This window comes from Sphingobacterium sp. JB170 (assembly GCF_900163865.1).
Lineage (GTDB): Bacteria > Bacteroidota > Bacteroidia > Sphingobacteriales > Sphingobacteriaceae > Sphingobacterium.
This window is the reverse complement of record NZ_FUKU01000043.1, coordinates 25,581-42,575: the sequence shown is the minus strand read 5'-3', so window position 1 is coordinate 42,575 and position 16,995 is coordinate 25,581. Positions and strand designations below refer to the sequence as shown.

The window sequence follows — 16,995 nt, the reverse complement described above, 5'->3', positions numbered from 1 at the left end:
CCATCGATGCTAAATTTGTAAATTCGTGCTTTTTTCCTGTATATTTGGCTCATATTTCACGCATCAAATTTAATTTCTATGAGTCACCATATACCATCGTATCAGGAGACCCCAAGTGGGGCTTTTGAGCGTCTTATCACTATTCTAGATGTTTTGCGCGTACACTGTCCTTGGGATCGTAAACAGACGATGGAATCCCTAAGGCTGCTGACTATCGAAGAAATGTATGAGCTGACTGACGCCATCTTAGAAAAGGATTTCCAGGAAATTAAAAACGAATTGGGAGACGTGATGATGCACCTACTTTTCTATGCTAAGATAGCCTCTGAGCAACAAGAATTTGATATCACTGACGTGCTAAATGCTATTTGTGACAAACTCATAAAACGTCACCCGCATATATACGGCGACACGATTGCCAGCGATGAAAGCCAGGTGAAAGTGAATTGGGAAACGATAAAACTGCAAGAAGGAAATAAATCGGTCCTTTCCGGTGTGCCAAAAGGACTTCCTGCATTAGTTAAAGCATACCGCATACAAGATAAAGCGCGTGGCATTGGCTTTGATTGGGACGATAAGACACAAGTTTGGCAAAAAGTAGAAGAAGAGCTATCTGAATTCAAAGCGGAATTTGACATCAAGCATCATCAAGCGATCGATCAACAGCGCGCCGAAGCTGAATTCGGAGACCTGCTATTTTCGCTCATCAACTACGCCCGTCATATTGGTATCAATCCAGAAAATGCACTCGAACGGACAAACAAAAAGTTTATTCAGCGCTTCAATCATTTAGAAAATCGCGCAGCCGAAACTGGGCAACGCCTTCAAGATATGACACTTAAACAGATGGACGTATATTGGAATGAAGCCAAAGGTATGGGCAACACGAAGGATTAATAACAATCTCTGCAGCTCGTTAAACTTCGTCGCAGTGGACTGTTTTCACCTCCAAAAACAATTCTAGGAAACTTTCGAATAACAGACGGCGATCCCGGAGGTGATCGCTCTGATCATTTGCACTGTTCCACCAGCCATAAACGAGAAGTTTCTCGAACGCTATTTCCTCACGATTATCCCTGTCCATAACGGCTTGATATTCATCAAAAAGATAATCCGGCATCGCATTATTTTTCATCTGTTCTTCCACAAGTTCCTTGTATGCGGTTAATAATAGCTCACCCCCGGCGACAAGCGCCTGCCCGTACCGATACGCGCGCGAATCAGCCGCGACGGAAGATAAAAGAAGCGATGGCTCTTCCCTAGCCAATTTCTGTGCTCTTTTTAAAGAAAGTGTTTGCTTTAAATACGTGCGGACAGAATCCCTTACAATTTGAAAATATGGGTTTTCCACAATTTCTAATGAATCCAGGCTCTCAATAACCGCTTGATATCGCCTCGTTACTTCCGCGACGTTTCCCTCATCGGCAACGTAATAATTATCTGCTACCAAACGGTAAGTGTCCTTAAGTTGACTTTTGGTATACAAAGCGGTATCGTAAATACCCTGATACGAACATACTTGATCGTCAAACTCGAATGTTGCCGTTTGACATCGAGCACCGCAAGAGAAACAGAAAAAAAACAGGAATAACGGTATTGCAAACTTCATAATCGAGGAACTTATTAATTACAACAAATATAAACCACCTGTAATTAATTACCAATTAATCCTTAAATTTGCATCATGAAAGAAACTGTTGTAAGCGGTATCAGAAGTACCGGAAAATTACACTTAGGGAATTACTATGGAGCGTTGAACAATTTTGTGAAAATGCAAAACGAATACAATTGCTTTTTTTTCATAGCAGATCTCCATTCGCTAACAACCCACCCCACACCAAGCGACTTAAACAGAACGGTAAGAGAGGTGGTTGTAGAATATTTGGCAGCGGGTATCGACCCAGAGAAGTCAACCATATATGTACAGTCAGATGTTCCGGAAGTATCCGAGCTATACCTGTATATGAATATGAATGCATACCTAGGTGAGCTAGAGCGGGCTACTGCTTTTAAGGATAAAGTCCGCGCTAATCCGGACAATGTAAATAGCGGACTTCTTACTTACCCCGTCTTGATGGCGTGTGATATTCTTCTACACCATGGCACCAAAGTTCCAGTAGGCAAGGACCAAGAGCAGCATTTAGAAATGACCAGAACATTTGGGAACCGATTTAATCGATTATATAATGTAGAGTATTTCAAAGAAGCATTTGCTTTTAGCTACGGTAATAAACTCGTAAAAATTCCAGGCTTAGATGGAAATGGAAAAATGGGTAAATCCAACGGTGAGGCAAGCTGCGTATACCTAAGCGACTCTCCAGCGGTGATACGCAAAAAAGTCATGCGCGCGGTATCAGATTCGGGGCCGACTGAAATAAATCAACCGAAACCCGAAGCAATCCAAAACTTATTTGATTTAATGAAGGTTGTATCTTCAGCAGATACACTGACCCATTTCGAAAACCTCTACGACAATTGTCAAATTCGTTACGGTGACTTTAAAAAACAGCTTGCGGAAGACATGATTGATGCGACTGAATCTGTTCGCCTACGTATCGAAGACATCTCCAATGACGAAGAATATATCAAAAAGGTTGTTCGTCTTGGTGCAGAAAAAGCGAGTGAAAGCGCGCGAAAAACTATTAACGAGGTGCGCAAAATTATAGGTATAAAGAAATTATATTAATACTTGAATATGCATATAGCAATTGTAGGAAACATCGGGGCTGGAAAAACGACCTTGACAGAGAAGTTAGCTCGTCATTTAAACTTTGAACCTCAGTTTGAAGCGGTAGAAAATAACCCCTATTTGGAGGATTTTTATAGTGACATGAAACGCTGGGCTTTTAACCTACAGATATTTTTTTTAAACAGCCGGTTTCGCCATATCGTTGAGCTACAGAAAAGAAGCATTAATATGATTCAAGATCGTACAATCTACGAAGATGCCTATATTTTTGCCGAGAACCTTTATGATATGGGGTTGATGAGCGCGCGTGATTTCGAAAATTACAGCAATATTTTTCAAAGTATAGTTCATTATATAAAACCGCCGGATTTATTAATATATCTGCGGGCCTCGGTTCCGACACTTGTAAATAACATTCAAAAAAGGGGACGCGATTACGAATCAGCGATCCGTTTAGATTACCTATCCAAATTGAATGATAAGTATGAGAAATGGATCGGCAATTATAAAGAAGGAAAGCTTCTTGTGCTCGACAAAGATAATCTTGATTTCGCACAGAAGCCGGAAGATCTGGGTTTAGTGATCGAAAAAATAGAAGCCGAGATGTTCGGTTTGTTCTAAAAGAGATTATAGATTTTACAGGTGCCGTATCATTATAAAACTACGGCTACCGCATTCCTATGGCTCAATGTGCAAAAAGTCGATCTCACCATCATCAATTACCATCGATTTCTTCAATTTAACAAAATTTAATCCCATGCCTCGGTAAGTATTGGGCAGCAAAGCCCCTATTGAGAAATGTTTCAAACGGCCCCCTACTAAATCATGTAAGTCAAACCTACTGATAGAATTATGGAAAACCAAACAACTGGAATAAAGACCATTATCAATTCATCCAGTGAAGACAACCCACAATTCAATTAGAAATTTTATCTTTGCAGTCCATACGTAAAATAAAAAAGACTATGAGCAAAGCTATTATTAAGACAGAAAAAGGCGACATGACTGTGCAATTCTACACAGAAGATGCACCAAATACAGTTGCGAACTTTATCAAACTTGCAAAATCCGGATATTATGATGGGTTAAAGTTTCACCGTGTAATACCTGATTTTGTAATCCAAGGAGGGTGTCCTAACACTCGTGAAGGAGCAACAGGCGTTCCAGGTACCGGTGGACCGGGCTATAAAATTGACTGTGAACTAACGGGCGAGAACCAATACCACGACCGCGGCGTGTTGTCAATGGCGCACGCAGGACGTAACACGGGTGGATCACAATTTTTCGTTTGTCACAGCCGTAATAATACAGCACACCTTGACAGAAACCACACCTGCTTCGGTAAAGTTATTGAAAACGTTGATCTTGTTGATGCCATTCAACAGGGGGACGGCATCGTAAGTATTGAAGTTATTGAAGATTAATATAAATTCCAGATGAATTTAAGAGCATTAGTATCAGTTACGGGTAAACCAGGGCTGTATAAATTAATTGGCCAAAATAAAGCCGGCTTTATTTTGGAAACTCTCGACGAGAAAAAGATTAAATCGACAGTTAGCATTTCAACAACAAAAATGGCGACCCTAGAGGACATCACAATCTACGGGGAAGACGAAGAAATTCGATTAGTCGACGTCTTAGGCGCAATTAAAGACCAAGGAAAAGAAACGCCTGAAGTGAAAGCAAGTGGCGATGCGTTACGCGCATTCTTCCGTGAAGTTGCGCCAGGACATGACGAGTCCCGCGTGTACTCTTCAGATATTAAGAAAATTATTTCTTGGTACAATCTACTTAAAGATTTACCCTTGTTCGAAGAAGAAGCACCTGCGCCAATTCAACAAGGATAATATCGTAATTCGAGACGGCGCATCCCGATCTATGATCTCGGGATGCGCCATTTTACTTAAAACAGCCTTAGTTGCCCCGAACTTTCTGGACGTACAAACATGTCGGTACGCACAACCGGCGGCCCAAGATCACCCATATGTTTATTCCGTGCTAGCTTAAACAGTTGTTTAATCCCCTCAGCAATCCGTCCCTCGCCAGCAATTCTCCTTCCCCACGCGCTATCGTTCAGCTGCCCTCCATGACATTCTTGAATTCCATGTATAATTTTAGACGCACGATCAGGATAATTCTTATAGACCCAATCGTGGAAAATATCGGCCACGGCCCCGTTTAACCGAACAATAGTATATCCAGCCCAAACCGCCCCAGCATTTGCGGCTTTTTGGATAATGGCAGGCATTTCCATGCTATTGATTCCTGGAACAATCGGTGCTATTAATACCGACACGGGGATATTTCTCTTCGCTAAGGATTCAATTAGTTTTAATCGCGCCAGAGCCGTCGCAGTCCTCGGCTCCATCTTACGCCGCACTTCTTCTTGTAGGCTGTTTATCGTCACTGTAACGGAAATCAACCCCAACGAAGCAAGTTCTTGCATAATATCGAGGTCTCGGTGCATCAAAACATTCTTACTTATGATAGAAACAGGGTGTTTATATTCCCGCATTGTTTTTAATAGCTCTCGCGTGATTTTATATTTACGTTCAACGGGTTGATAACAATCAGTATTACCGGACAAGAATATGGTCTGCGGACGGTAATTTGCTTTCTCAAGGGTTTGTTTTAGTAGCTCTACCGCATTATGCTTGACAAGGATTTTTCGTTCAAAATCCAAGCCGGCACTATACCCCCAGAATTCATGACTATTCCTCGCATAACAATAAATACAGCCGTGTTCACAACCCTGATACGGGTTGAGTGATTGAGAAAAACCAATATCCGGACTATTCACCTTCGATATAATAGATTTGGGATAGGAATCAATAACTACTGTCTTTTCGGATTGCAGGAATGGTTCATCGAGCCCTTCAACGAATTCTTGCGCATATTGATGTTCATTAAATTTATTATTGGGATTAAATTGGGCACCCCTTCCTTTAAAATATTCCCCGGAATTTGTATGTGAAGTCATTATCAAATATACTAATATTAATAGTATTTACTAAAATAATAAGCATGTTTTTTGATAAGCCGCTATGCGAGAACCCAGCCTACAAATTAAGCGGGCCGTGAAGCTCTAAACCTATGTCTTGTCCAGTAAATGATAGCCTCGCGCACCGTACAGATCATCGAAAATCTCATTTATAAATCAAAATACGAATCCCGCTCGCATACACCTGAAAGCGCGCTGATTTTATTCTTTCACATTTCTTAACCTAGTTTTTGTTTAGTTTTCGTTAATTTTATTGCTTGAAATAATTCTTTTCCAACATGAAAATATTACATACCGGCGATTGGCACTTGGGCAAGCGATTAGATAATTTCTCTCGATTAGAGGAACAACGTGAAGTACTCGCCGAACTTTGTGTGCTTGCAGACGAACATCAAGCAGATGCAATAATTATCGCGGGGGATTTATTTGATAATTTCAACCCTGCTGTTGAGGCATTAGAACTACTTTATCGTACTTTACGAACCTTGTCACAGAACGGTAGACGTCCAGTGATTGCCATTGCAGGGAACCATGACAGTCCTGACAGAATTGACGCACCCGACATTATAGCACGTGAATGTGGTATAATTTTCGTCGGCTACCCCAAAGCACACATAAAACCATATGTTATCCCCTCTGGGTTCTCCGTCACCAATTCGGCTCCGGGATTTTTAGAAATACAGCTACCTGATATCCCCTATCCTATGCGCGTGTTACACACGCCCTATGCAAATGAGCTTCGATTGAAACAGTATCTTGGACTCGAGGGCAAAGAACAAAAGCTAAACGAACTATTGAAAGCGCACTGGACCGAGCTTGCTGATCAATACTGTGATGTAAGCGGCGTGAACCTGTTGACAACACATTTATACGTGTCGCAACGCGGTGGCGAATTATTGGAGGAACCTGAAGGCGAAAAACCAATCAAAATCGGTAACGCAGAGCTTATTTACTCGGACTGCATTCCAGAGCAAATACAGTATACTGCACTGGGGCATTTGCATCGATACCAACGGATCGGTGGACACCGGTCGCCAGTCGTATACCCGAGCAGCCCGCTAGCCTACTCGTTCTCCGAAGCGGGGCAGAAAAAGGGTATTGTGATGGTCGAACTTTCTCCGCAAACTGACGCACAGTTTACGTTTGTACCTTTAGAATCAGGGCGCAATTTACAACGAAAGCGCTTTGAGGATATCGAGGAAACAATTAGTTGGCTAAGATCGAATCCTTACGCGCTCGTAGAGCTGACGTTGGTGAGTGATGAGTTTATTAATTCAGCGGATTTGAAGCGAATACACGAAGCTCATGACGGCATCATCCATATTATTCCTGTCATACGTTCACAGACACCTACCAATACCACAAATAAAATGGTTAATCTGGAACAAGACCTAGATGTACTCTTTAAAGACTATTTTCAGTATAAGTATGCACAGCAGCCCAATGCGGAAATAATGGATTTATTAAAAGAAGTTATTAACAACAACACTAATACGGAGGACTAAATTTGTTACCATTATATCTTAGTATTGAAGGATTATACTCCTACCAACAGAAGCAAGAGATTGACTTCACCACCTTAACACAGACCGGTCTATTCGGAATATTTGGTAAGGTGGGGTCCGGAAAATCATCTATCCTTGAAGCTATCGGTTTTGTGCTCTACGGGGAAACAGAACGGTTGAACAAGCAAGAAAAACGAACGTATAACATGTTGAACTTAAAGTCAAATGCTGCCTGTATCGCTTTTGACTTTTTAAATTTCCAGGGTAATAAATATCGATTTGTTGCACAGTGGCGTCGCCGCAAAAAATTTGAAGACACCACGACACTTGAACGTACGGCCTATCAATGGATAGACGAGCAGTGGGTTCCATTAACCTCAGCAGACGGATCACAAATCACCAACTTAACGTATTCCAATTTCCGTCGTACGATCATCATTCCACAGGGACAATTTAAAGAGTTCCTAGAACTCCGTGGCAAAGATCGCTCAGAGATGATGAAGGAAATATTCAATTTAAACCGTTTCGATTTAGGCCAAAAGGTAATTGCACTACAACGAAAAAACACCATGCACCTGGACGTACTAAAAGGTACATTATCAGGCTTTGAGGAGGTTAGTGTGGAAACCTTACAAAGCAAACAGACCGAACTCGTCGATGCACAAAATGCATTGCAAACTATAAAATCGGAGCATACCTTTCTTGAAGCGGAAATCGCCCGTTTATCCCAAGCCAAAAAATACCGAGCAGACCTTGAACAAAAAACGAAATCGCTCGAACAATTTGTTTCCGAAGAGTCGAAAGTCCAGCAGTTGGAAAATGAACTAGAAATCTACGTCACAACTAGCCAAGCGTTCCGTGAACTCTTAAATCATACACATACCTTAAATAAAGACAAGGAGCATCTAACGCATAAAATAGAAGGGCTCGACAATAAAAAACATATGGTGCTGGAGCGGCTTGAACAAACCGAAGAGCAGTGGAAAAATACGGCCGCGCAGTATGCGCAAATTGAACAGTTCAGGACGCAAGCCGAAGATTTAAAGCACCTTTCCCTTATAGCAGAGAATAAAATTGTGTATTCCACCAATGTGAAAAGGCTGAACGAAGGCAAGCCTCACTTAGAAGACGCGCACAAAGAGGAGCTGGAAATTTTAAACGATGTCGGTAAAAAAGAAAAAGAACTCGAAGACCTAAAGGCTAATAAACTCGATACGACGATACTTCTTAATTTAGAATCGTGGTATCAACAAAACGACAACTACCAAAAAAAGCAACAAGAACTCTCCGAGCAGCTCCATAAGCTTACCAAAGAAAAGTCAGAAATCAACGAGGAGTTCCGGCGACAAGGATTTACGCTGGACACATGGGAAGCGAAGATAGACGAGCATGAAAAAGCGCTAGAAGAGAAACGTAATCACTTGCGACACGACGAAACACACCTTCGGGTACAGGCAAAGCTGGTTGAATTTGCAGACAACCTTTCCTCGGGCACCCCATGTCCTTTATGCGGTGCTTTAGAGCATCCGCATCCAATGGTGAAAAGTGATCTTCTTGCACGCGAGAGTAGACTAAACAGCGCAAAACAAGAAATAGAAGGCCAGATTTATAACTTGAAAATGCGTTCCCAAAAGTTCGCTAGTCTAAATGCACGTTACCATGAGAAAGTGGCACAGCAAAATCAGATAGAAACCGTAATAGCAGACATACGGCGGCAGCAAGATGCCCACAAAAGCTTATTCGTTTGGACCAATTTCTCCAAAGACGACCAAAAGGAGTTTTTAAATTACAAAAAAGAAAACCAACAGTCGGAAAGTAAAATTAAAATAGCCGATAATGCGTTAAAACAAGCTCGTACGAACCTGCAGACTGTAAAAATACGTGTTGATAAGTATCAAACTACGTTACAAGAGATTCAGCAAAGCATCGCTATTTCCGAGAGTATTATTGTACAACACCAAAATCAACTCCGGCTTCTAGATAAAGATGATTACAAGACTGAAACTGCAACCGCAATCACGGCCGCAAGAAATCAGTTATACGAAAAAATACAAACAATAGACTCGAGCTATAAAGACCTGTCGGAATCTTTACAGCAGCTAAGAACGGAATTTGCGACGATCAACGCGGAAAGGAATGCTTCTAAAGAGCAATTCCAATCGCTCTCGCAGACGCTCAACGGCAAACAAGCGGAGATTTCGAGCCTTCTCAAAGAACATAAATATAATGACATCATCGAAGTACAGCAAACATTGCAAAAAAACTTGGAAGTTCCCTCATTACGAAAAAAAATACAAGAGTTTAATCTCAATATCGGCGTATTACGGTCGCAAATTTCCGATCTAGCTATGCGCATACAAGCCGACGATTTCGATGAAATCAATTTTCACGAGCAATCCGAATTGTTGATTCTCAAAAGACAAGAACTCGAACTGCAAATCGGCTTAACAACGGCCTTAGATAGAGAAAACCTTCGCCTTCAGACGGAGTTTTCAAAAAAGGAAAAACTATTAGAAAATTACGAAAAGCTAAACACCCGCAAAAGTAACTTAACGACACTCGAAAATCTATTTCGTGGTTCCGGTTTTGTAAATTTCGTCTCCAGTATACACCTGCAGCGACTTTGCGAAATTGCTAACCAACGATTCCACCGACTGACGCGAAACGGCTTGAGCCTTACCATAAACGATCAGAATGAATTTGAAGTCGTAGACTTTCTAAATGACGGACATCGCAGGTCTGTCAAGACACTTTCTGGAGGCCAAAGTTTCCAAGCCTCCCTCTGTCTTGCGCTGGCGCTCGCTGAAAATATTCAATCGTTAAACAAAGCAGACAAAAACTTCTTTTTCATCGACGAGGGGTTCGGAACGCAAGATGCTGAAAGCATAAATATCGTATTCGAAACACTGCAGTACCTACAGCGCGAAAATCGGATCGTGGGGATCATTTCGCACGTTGATGCGTTGAAGGAAAAAATAAGTTCGTCAATAACGGTGATCAACGATGCCGACAAAGGCAGTCAGGTTAATTACGGCTAGCGGAAAAAAAATGATAACTTCGAGTATGAAAAAAAGGTATGCAATCATTGTAGCGGGAGGAACAGGAACGCGTATGGGGAGCGAGATGCCTAAACAGTTCCACAATCTCAATGGAAAGCCGATACTGATGCATACTATCGAGCAATTCAATAATGCCACTAGCAAACCCTCCATCATCGTGGTGCTTCATAGATTGATGGAAAACACCTGGCGCGAGCTCTGTGAGGTATATAATTTTAAAGTGCCTCATCGGGTGACCTTCGGTGGAGATAGTCGGTTTCAAAGTGTTAAAAATGGACTGCAAGAAATTCAAAAAATCGAATTGAATAAAATGGAGGACGTCTATATCGCGATTCATGACGCTGCCCGTCCCCTGATAAAAGGTCGCCTAATCGACACTTGCTATACAACAACAGAACGCGTAGGTGCAACGGTACTAGCAGTCACAAGCGTGAACTCGATTCGCAAAGGAACCACGGAGTCAAACGAAATGGTCGATCGAAACATCGTCTGGCAGGTACAGACGCCTCAAACGTTTAGAGGAGATTTATTAAGCGATGCATTTGAACAGCATGAATCGGTTCAATTTACCGATGATGCTTCTGTGGTAGAAAAATTGGGCTATCCGATTTATCTAATTCCGGGAGACCGTAAGAACATTAAGATTACATACCCCGAAGACATTCAAATAGCCCAATTATTTTTGTCTTAAAAATGTTGTATCCGTTAAACGCTTCCACGTATAACTCGTAAGAGAATAGCTATAACAGCGATTACTAACAAAACGTGAATGATACCACCCGTCGCAAATCCGCCAAAAAAACTTACAGCCCAAATTATCACTAAAATAACTGCTACTAAATAAAGAATATTTCCCATAACTTTTCAAATTGATATATTATTCATTAATCTCTAATAAAACAACAGCCATTGATGAGAAAATGTTTTACATCTTTTGGATTTTTAGTTAAACATCAAGTATCAAACCGTCGTAAGCGACAAAAATGCCGTCGGGAAGCCTTTCTTGAATTTCTTCGTGCTTTCCAAAACGGTGACTAATATGGGTCAGGTAAGTTGTTCGCGCGCCGATTTCTTGTGAAAATGCGACCGCCTCTTCGCGAGTAAAATGGGAAATATGGGGCTCTTCTTGAAGTGCATTAACCACCAAGACCTGAACACCCTTTAACAGTAATTTTGACGCCGGTTCTATTGTCTTAGCATCGGTGATATATGCAAAATCACCGATGCGAAAACCCGTCACGGGCATTTTGTAGTGGAGCACCTCAAGTGGCATAATACTTAGCCCGCCGATGAGGAAAGGCTCTCCTTTTGAAATTTCTCGTAGTTCCAAACGCGGAACCCCCGGGTATTTGTGCTCCGCGAAGGCGTAGTAAAACTCTCGTTCTAAGGCGGCATGAGTCGCCGGGGTACCATAAATTGGAATAGAATCTTGTTGTTGATAGTTAAATGCACGTACATCATCCATCCCCGCTATATGATCTTTATGTGAGTGGGTTACTAGTACCGCCTCAAGGTGTTTCACATTCGCACGAAGCATCTGGTACCGAAAGTCCGGCCCCGTATCGACAACGATATTCACATCCTCATAGCTGATTAAAATCGAAGTTCGCAAACGTCTATCCTTCGTTTCCTCTGATACACATACTGCACAATCGCACGCTATAACTGGCACGCCCTGTGACGTCCCTGTTCCCAAAAACGTAATTTTTAAATTAGGCATTTAGTTTTTTTAAAGACTTATAGAACTCCTTCTTCTTATCCTCTAACTGACTGACGTCGATAACCATTTCCAGCAGTAATTGAATTAATGATTGAATACGAATCTCGAGGTTAGAGAATCGATTAACAACGATCACTTTCGTATTTTGGAGTACACACGCACCCGTTCGAAATGAACCCTTTTCGTAACGTACCCGATATCCTAAATCTGAAAAAAGATCTTCAATTTTCCCTAAATTATGTTGTGTAAATGCTATCACGTTTGCAAATTTTCAGACAAAATATAAAACTTTATTTACTTTATTAGCGGCGATGTATGCTAATTTTTCAACACTACTTTCTCCACATAATTCTCAATGAATCCCAATCCGTATGCGCAAAGTTGGATATATGCGGCAGCGACCGATAGTCCGGCGATCTTTATACGCTTCGTCTTACCTAAAGCATGTAAAAAAAGTAGCACGGTATAAAGCAATAGCAAACTTCCTCCCAAACAGCTCAAGAAGGAAAATAAAGCATGTTCGCCTTCACATGCCAAATGTAAAGCTAAACAGACAAGCAACAAGACCAATCCGATAACAAAAAACGCAGGTAAGGCATGTACCCACTTGAGTTCATTCGGGAACACTTTATAAATATCGATTCGTCCCTTGCCAAAAGACTGTGCCTGGCGAAAAAACTGTCCAAAAGTGGATCTACGCTTATGGTAAACAAACGCATCGGCAATAAGCTCTACGCGAAAACCTTGCTCGATCATCCTTATGCTAAATTCGATATCTTCCGAACGCCGGGAAAACCGGAATCCTCCTGTTTGCTCATACACAGCACGCGAAATACCCATATTAAAACTTCGCGGATGAAAAGCACCGATATGCGCCTTATTCCCTCGAATTCCGCCCGTGGTGAACGGACTGGTCATCGAATAAGAAATTGCCTTCTGTGTGGCACTAAACGACTCATGCGCCGCATCGGGTCCGCCAAATGCATCAATATTTTGATTATTTATGCCGCGGGCAACGTGCTGCAGATATTCCGAAGGAACAATAATATCGGAGTCAAAAACGATGAACCAATCCCCTTTTGCTCGCGCAAAACCATCGTTCCTGGCAAAACCTTGGCCTTGATTTTGTTTGCTATAGTAATGGACATCGAGTCTGCCTTTATAACCCTCGACAATCTCTTTAGCAGGAATCGTGGAGCCGTCTTCGATAACAATCACTTCAAAATTCGAATAGTGCTGTTTAGTCAACGAATCAAGCATTTCGTCAATTTCTTGCGGTCTGTTATACAGGGGTACAATAATCGAGAAAAACATCTTAAAGGACCTTCTCTATATGATATTTATTACGTTCAGAAGCATTCCGAGAAACCAACTCCGCGATAAAGCCCGTTAAAAATAATTGTGTACCAATCAATATAGCCGCAAGCGATAAAAAGAATAAAGGTTGGTCGGTAACATTTCTATAGACGGTCCCCTGAGCAATACTCAGGAGCTTCTCGGCAATTAAATATATGGTAATAACAAAACCTACAATAAAACTCAATACACCGATAGTTCCAAAAAAATGCATAGGACGCTTCCCGAATTTTCCAACGAAAAAAATCGATAAAAGGTCTAAAAAACCTTTGATGAATCGTCCCGCACCAAACTTAGTCGTTCCGTATTTCCTCGGATAATGCTGTACTACTTGTTCTTGGATATTCGTGAATCCCGCCCATTTAGCAAGTACTGGGATATAACGATGCATTTCTCCATAAACCTCAACACTTTTTACGACCGAATTACGATAAGCTTTTAGGCCGCAGTTGAAATCATGTAAATTATGAATGCCCGACATACTTCTGGTGACTGCATTAAAGAGCTTTGTAGGTATTGTTTTCGTAATTGGATCGTAGCGCTTCTGCTTCCAGCCGGACACTAAATCCGCCCCCCCGATAATCCGTTGATATAATTCAGGTATTTCATCTGGACTATCTTGCAAATCGGCATCCATTGTAATGATCACCTCCCCCTCGGCAGCTGCAAAGCCTACATTTAACGCAGCCGATTTACCATAGTTCCGACGAAACTTTATCGCCGAAATTTCGGGATGTTCGAGCTTCAGTCGCTCGATAACCTCCCACGAAGAATCGTTACTACCGTCATCGATCAGGATTATCTCGTAGGTATATGCATTACTCCGCATGACCTGGCGGATCCACTCCACCAATTCCGGTAAAGATTCTTCCTCATTAAATAATGGAATGACAACTGATATATTCATATGAAATAAAAAAAAGGGCACTCGTTCAGATATACCCTACTTATGTCTTGTACGTGGACCTAACTATTCACTTGCGCTATATCATCAGCATCTTGGTCCGGCGTATTAGGCACATTCAAGAACGCTGGACGTTCGCGTTTAAGGATAGCCGCTAAAACTAGCGCAAAGACAAAATACATGATTAAACTGATGGCAAGACTTTGTAACGTTTGCCCAATTGAAAAGCCTCTCGATGTATCTCGCGCTTGTTCTAGTTCCGCAACTTGACTGTCAATTATATCTTCATCAACCCCAAGACCTTCCATCGTTTCGATAGTCATATTTATTGTCTTATCGAAAATAATTTGTTGCGGCTCAGGATCCACGAGATTAAATATAGCTCCCCCCAATCCAGAAATTATGACCGCAATGGCAAGCATTACATATATTCCCTTTAAAGCTTGACTGAAAGTCCAAAAACCTCCAGCAATTCTCCGTAACAATATCGAAAAATAAGCCGAGAGCCCGATCATAATTACAATCGTTACCCCGCCACTAATCATAGAGCTAAGCTTAAAATCAGCACTATTCATCAATACATACAGCGAAACAATAGTTAATACCAGTGCAATTATTCCTAGGTAAACACCATATTTAATACCTTCGGTCTTTACTTCTTGGCTAGGAAATGATCCGTTAAAGTCTTGACTCATCTTTTTATTTATTAAAGTTTACAATAATTTGGTATATAGCGGTGTCAAAAGACGGATTTGGAGACGCTGTCTTAAATTCGGCAACCTGCTGTTCAGATGGATCTAATTCACTGAAAAATGCAACCATCGGATAAAACAATTCTTTCAGATCGTCCTGAAAGGACAAACCGTTCGCAACTTTACTAATCTCTCCATAGGAGCTGTCAACCAATATTTGATTGGCAATGACTTGTTCATAAATCGCGTATTCATCTTGAAATTCATCCTCTTCGATCAGTAAGAACTCTTTAAGATAGTCGTCTAAGGACGGTTCCACTTCGTCATCCGCGCATTCTCTAAGATATAAAAATATATTTAACAGTTCGGTCCCTCGATCAATTGTTTCTTCTTCGATTGCTTCCCACTCGGGAGAATCTAGGTAATCTTCCTCCAGCTTTTGCACATCTTGAGCAAAGAAATTCACCATCAAAAGATCAAAAATGACCTCGCGCAATTCTTCAAATTTTTGGTGATCATCCAATGTCGCATCGAGTAGAGCCACTTTTTCCATAAAAGGTACTTCCTGATCGAATGCCTTTGTTAATTCTGAAATGATTTCATTTGCATCCGTGTTTTCTGAGTATGCATAAGCGTTAATCCCAGATAAAAGTGCTTTTTTTACTTTTACTTCCATAATTTATAAGTTTTCGACCAATTGGCCATGATTAATGACTGCGCGAACTTTACCAAGTAAATTCTCTCCAAAAGCGGGGCTATTTGCGCATTTTGATTTATTATTGTTCGTGTCGTACATCCATTCCTGATTTCTATCGAAAAGAACCAAGTTAGCAGCACTGCCAATTTCAAAACTTGGCACTTGCTTTCCGACCACTTGACGAGGGCCGATAGACAGCTTCTGCACAATCTCTTGATCGGTCAACCCCGCTTTCACAAGAAATGGCAAGGTAGTTTGTAGGCCTATTATACCGTTTTTCGCGATTTGAAATTCTACATTCTTAAATTCAATCTCATGCGGCGTATGCTGGGACACGACCGCATCGATCGTGCCCTCTTTTAAGCCTTTAATTAACATTTTCACGTCCTTTTTGGTCCGTAAAGGTGGAGACACCTTATAATGACTATCAAACCCTACTACTTCCTGATCGGTGTATACTAAATTATGCGCCGCCACATCGCAAGTAACTTTGATTCCCTTAGATTTAGCTCGTTTAATTAATTCTACCGCCTCGAACGTTGATACACTGGTAAAATGTATTGGCGCATCATTATATTCAGCCAAGAATAAATCACGCGAGATCATCAATGCTTCCGCCAAATTAGGCGTTCCCTTCATTCCTAAATATGTACTTACGTCGCCTTCATTCATTTGGTTGCCCGCTGCAATGGAATCATCCTCCGCAAATGCAATTATTAAACCGCCGAAGCCCTTTGCATACAGTAACGCGCGTCCCATAAGGCCGGCCTGTTGAACACTGTGGTTTCCATCGCTGAATGCTATCGCACCAACGGATTGCATATCATAAAGTTCAGCGAGTTCCTTCCCCTCAGTTTTGCGGCTTATCGCGCCAACAGGGTAAACATCAACCAAATTGCCTTTCGCTGTATTCACAATAAGTGAAACTTCTGAACGGCTATGGACAGGTGGATTGGTATTAGGAAATACCGCTACAGCAGTATAGCCTCCAGCGGCGGCGGCGGCTGTACCCGTTGAAATATCCTCTTTCGTTTCTAATCCCGGTTCGCCGAAATTAGCGTGCAGATCAAAGAAGCCGGGAGCAAGCGTACAACCCTTTGCATCAATCAAATGAACGTTTGTAGCCTCACGTTGTATTTTACCGTCTATCCGACTAATATTTCCGTTTTCAACTAAAATATCGACGATCTTCCCATTTTGAGTATGACCAGGCAATACAAGCGTTGCAGAGGAAATTAAAATATTATTCATAGATTTCATTATTCAAAAATGTATATGAGGGGATAGGTAAAACAAAATAGAAGGTAAATCCGGCTCAAGGCAGGAAAAAAGCTGATTTCTTTCGGTAGAAAACCAATGAAATGTGGCCTGA

General features: G+C 41.4%; 18 protein-coding genes. 8 read left to right on the top strand and 10 right to left on the bottom strand.

The window, feature by feature from the left end; translation table 11 throughout:
• Positions 1–78 precede the first annotated feature (78 nt).
• A complete protein-coding gene (mazG, locus tag FM107_RS12755; protein WP_086948892.1) occupies positions 79–897 on the top strand; it encodes a nucleoside triphosphate pyrophosphohydrolase in 819 nt (272 codons plus the stop codon).
• Between the two features lie 19 nt (positions 898–916).
• Here mazG and FM107_RS12750 read toward each other — a convergent pair whose 3' ends face one another.
• A complete protein-coding gene (locus FM107_RS12750; RefSeq protein ID WP_086948891.1) occupies positions 917–1,609 on the bottom strand; it encodes a hypothetical protein in 693 nt (230 codons plus the stop codon).
• A 75-nt stretch (positions 1,610–1,684) separates the two neighbouring features.
• Between FM107_RS12750 and trpS the strand changes: the two genes are divergently transcribed.
• The 4 genes from trpS (at position 1,685) to FM107_RS12730 (ending at position 4,536) form a co-directional block, all read left to right on the top strand.
• The gene (trpS, locus tag FM107_RS12745; RefSeq protein ID WP_086948890.1) at positions 1,685–2,686 is read left to right on the top strand and encodes a tryptophan--tRNA ligase; all 1,002 of its coding nucleotides are present in this window, start codon (positions 1,685–1,687) and stop codon (positions 2,684–2,686) included.
• 9 nt (positions 2,687–2,695) lie between these two features.
• Complete coding sequence (locus FM107_RS12740) at positions 2,696–3,310, top strand: deoxynucleoside kinase (RefSeq protein WP_086948889.1); 615 nt, start codon at positions 2,696–2,698, stop codon at positions 3,308–3,310.
• A 344-nt stretch (positions 3,311–3,654) separates the two neighbouring features.
• Entirely contained in the window at positions 3,655–4,113 is a 459-nt protein-coding gene (locus FM107_RS12735; RefSeq protein WP_086948888.1) for a peptidylprolyl isomerase, read from the top strand.
• A 12-nt stretch (positions 4,114–4,125) separates the two neighbouring features.
• On the top strand, positions 4,126–4,536 hold the full coding sequence (locus tag FM107_RS12730; protein WP_086948887.1) for a DUF5606 domain-containing protein: 411 nt from the start codon (positions 4,126–4,128) through the stop codon (positions 4,534–4,536).
• 56 nt (positions 4,537–4,592) lie between these two features.
• Here the strand turns inward: FM107_RS12730 and FM107_RS12725 are convergent, their stop codons facing one another.
• On the bottom strand, positions 4,593–5,669 hold the full coding sequence (locus tag FM107_RS12725; protein WP_086948886.1) for a PA0069 family radical SAM protein: 1,077 nt from the start codon (positions 5,667–5,669) through the stop codon (positions 4,593–4,595).
• A gap of 299 nt (positions 5,670–5,968) precedes the next feature.
• On the opposite strand from FM107_RS12725, the gene FM107_RS12720 reads away from it, so the two are divergent.
• Genes FM107_RS12720 through FM107_RS12710 form a run of 3 tightly spaced genes read left to right on the top strand, consistent with a single transcriptional unit; the run spans position 5,969 to position 10,945 of the window.
• On the top strand, positions 5,969–7,195 hold the full coding sequence (locus tag FM107_RS12720) for an exonuclease subunit SbcD (RefSeq protein ID WP_086948885.1): 1,227 nt from the start codon (positions 5,969–5,971) through the stop codon (positions 7,193–7,195).
• A gap of 2 nt (positions 7,196–7,197) precedes the next feature.
• Positions 7,198–10,233, top strand: a complete 3,036-nt coding sequence (locus tag FM107_RS12715; protein ID WP_086948884.1) for an AAA family ATPase — start codon at positions 7,198–7,200, stop codon at positions 10,231–10,233.
• A 25-nt stretch (positions 10,234–10,258) separates the two neighbouring features.
• The gene (locus FM107_RS12710) at positions 10,259–10,945 is read left to right on the top strand and encodes a 2-C-methyl-D-erythritol 4-phosphate cytidylyltransferase (protein ID WP_179204478.1); all 687 of its coding nucleotides are present in this window, start codon (positions 10,259–10,261) and stop codon (positions 10,943–10,945) included.
• Between the two features lie 14 nt (positions 10,946–10,959).
• Here FM107_RS12710 and FM107_RS19370 read toward each other — a convergent pair whose 3' ends face one another.
• The 8 genes from FM107_RS19370 to FM107_RS12675 form a co-directional block, all read right to left on the bottom strand.
• Complete coding sequence (locus tag FM107_RS19370) at positions 10,960–11,112, bottom strand: lmo0937 family membrane protein (protein WP_143559484.1); 153 nt, start codon at positions 11,110–11,112, stop codon at positions 10,960–10,962.
• Positions 11,113–11,200: 88 nt separating this feature from the next.
• A complete protein-coding gene (locus FM107_RS12705) occupies positions 11,201–11,974 on the bottom strand; it encodes an MBL fold metallo-hydrolase (protein WP_086948882.1) in 774 nt (257 codons plus the stop codon).
• Positions 11,967–12,233 (bottom strand): hypothetical protein, encoded by a 267-nt coding sequence (locus FM107_RS12700; RefSeq protein ID WP_086948881.1) that lies wholly within the window; start codon positions 12,231–12,233, stop codon positions 11,967–11,969. The genes FM107_RS12705 and FM107_RS12700 overlap by 8 nt, the downstream gene beginning before the upstream one ends.
• A gap of 59 nt (positions 12,234–12,292) precedes the next feature.
• On the bottom strand, positions 12,293–13,288 hold the full coding sequence (locus tag FM107_RS12695; RefSeq protein WP_086948880.1) for a glycosyltransferase: 996 nt from the start codon (positions 13,286–13,288) through the stop codon (positions 12,293–12,295).
• Between the two features lies 1 nt (position 13,289).
• Positions 13,290–14,237 carry a glycosyltransferase family 2 protein gene (locus FM107_RS12690; protein ID WP_086948879.1) on the bottom strand — a complete coding sequence of 316 codons (948 nt, stop codon included), beginning with the start codon at positions 14,235–14,237 and terminating at the stop codon, positions 13,290–13,292.
• A 59-nt stretch (positions 14,238–14,296) separates the two neighbouring features.
• Positions 14,297–14,929 (bottom strand): DUF4199 domain-containing protein, encoded by a 633-nt coding sequence (locus FM107_RS12685; RefSeq protein ID WP_086948878.1) that lies wholly within the window; start codon positions 14,927–14,929, stop codon positions 14,297–14,299.
• A 4-nt stretch (positions 14,930–14,933) separates the two neighbouring features.
• Positions 14,934–15,602: a hypothetical protein gene (locus FM107_RS12680; RefSeq protein ID WP_086948877.1), complete on the bottom strand. Its 669-nt coding sequence runs from the start codon at positions 15,600–15,602 to the stop codon at positions 14,934–14,936.
• 3 nt (positions 15,603–15,605) lie between these two features.
• On the bottom strand, positions 15,606–16,874 hold the full coding sequence (locus FM107_RS12675) for a dihydroorotase family protein (protein WP_086948951.1): 1,269 nt from the start codon (positions 16,872–16,874) through the stop codon (positions 15,606–15,608).
• Between the last annotated feature and the right edge of the window lie 121 nt (positions 16,875–16,995).

Bases quoted from the DNA above. Each gene is read 5' to 3' on its own strand.
- FM107_RS19370 (WP_143559484.1), bottom strand. From the start codon at position 11,112: ATGGGAAATATTCTTTATTTAGTAGCAGTTATTTTAGTGATAATTTGG.
- FM107_RS12735 (WP_086948888.1), top strand. From the start codon at position 3,655: ATGAGCAAAGCTATTATTAAGACAGAAAAAGGCGACATGACTGTGCAA.
- FM107_RS12725 (WP_086948886.1), bottom strand. From the start codon at position 5,669: ATGACTTCACATACAAATTCCGGGGAATATTTTAAAGGAAGGGGTGCC.
- FM107_RS12690 (WP_086948879.1), bottom strand. From the start codon at position 14,237: ATGAATATATCAGTTGTCATTCCATTATTTAATGAGGAAGAATCTTTA.
- FM107_RS12675 (WP_086948951.1), bottom strand. From the start codon at position 16,874: ATGAATAATATTTTAATTTCCTCTGCAACGCTTGTATTGCCTGGTCAT.
- FM107_RS12730 (WP_086948887.1), top strand. From the start codon at position 4,126: ATGAATTTAAGAGCATTAGTATCAGTTACGGGTAAACCAGGGCTGTAT.
- mazG (WP_086948892.1), top strand. From the start codon at position 79: ATGAGTCACCATATACCATCGTATCAGGAGACCCCAAGTGGGGCTTTT.
- FM107_RS12750 (WP_086948891.1), bottom strand. From the start codon at position 1,609: ATGAAGTTTGCAATACCGTTATTCCTGTTTTTTTTCTGTTTCTCTTGC.
- FM107_RS12695 (WP_086948880.1), bottom strand. From the start codon at position 13,288: ATGTTTTTCTCGATTATTGTACCCCTGTATAACAGACCGCAAGAAATT.
- FM107_RS12680 (WP_086948877.1), bottom strand. From the start codon at position 15,602: ATGGAAGTAAAAGTAAAAAAAGCACTTTTATCTGGGATTAACGCTTAT.
- FM107_RS12710 (WP_179204478.1), top strand. From the start codon at position 10,259: ATGAAAAAAAGGTATGCAATCATTGTAGCGGGAGGAACAGGAACGCGT.
- FM107_RS12685 (WP_086948878.1), bottom strand. From the start codon at position 14,929: ATGAGTCAAGACTTTAACGGATCATTTCCTAGCCAAGAAGTAAAGACC.
- FM107_RS12720 (WP_086948885.1), top strand. From the start codon at position 5,969: ATGAAAATATTACATACCGGCGATTGGCACTTGGGCAAGCGATTAGAT.
- trpS (WP_086948890.1), top strand. From the start codon at position 1,685: ATGAAAGAAACTGTTGTAAGCGGTATCAGAAGTACCGGAAAATTACAC.
- FM107_RS12705 (WP_086948882.1), bottom strand. From the start codon at position 11,974: ATGCCTAATTTAAAAATTACGTTTTTGGGAACAGGGACGTCACAGGGC.
- FM107_RS12740 (WP_086948889.1), top strand. From the start codon at position 2,696: ATGCATATAGCAATTGTAGGAAACATCGGGGCTGGAAAAACGACCTTG.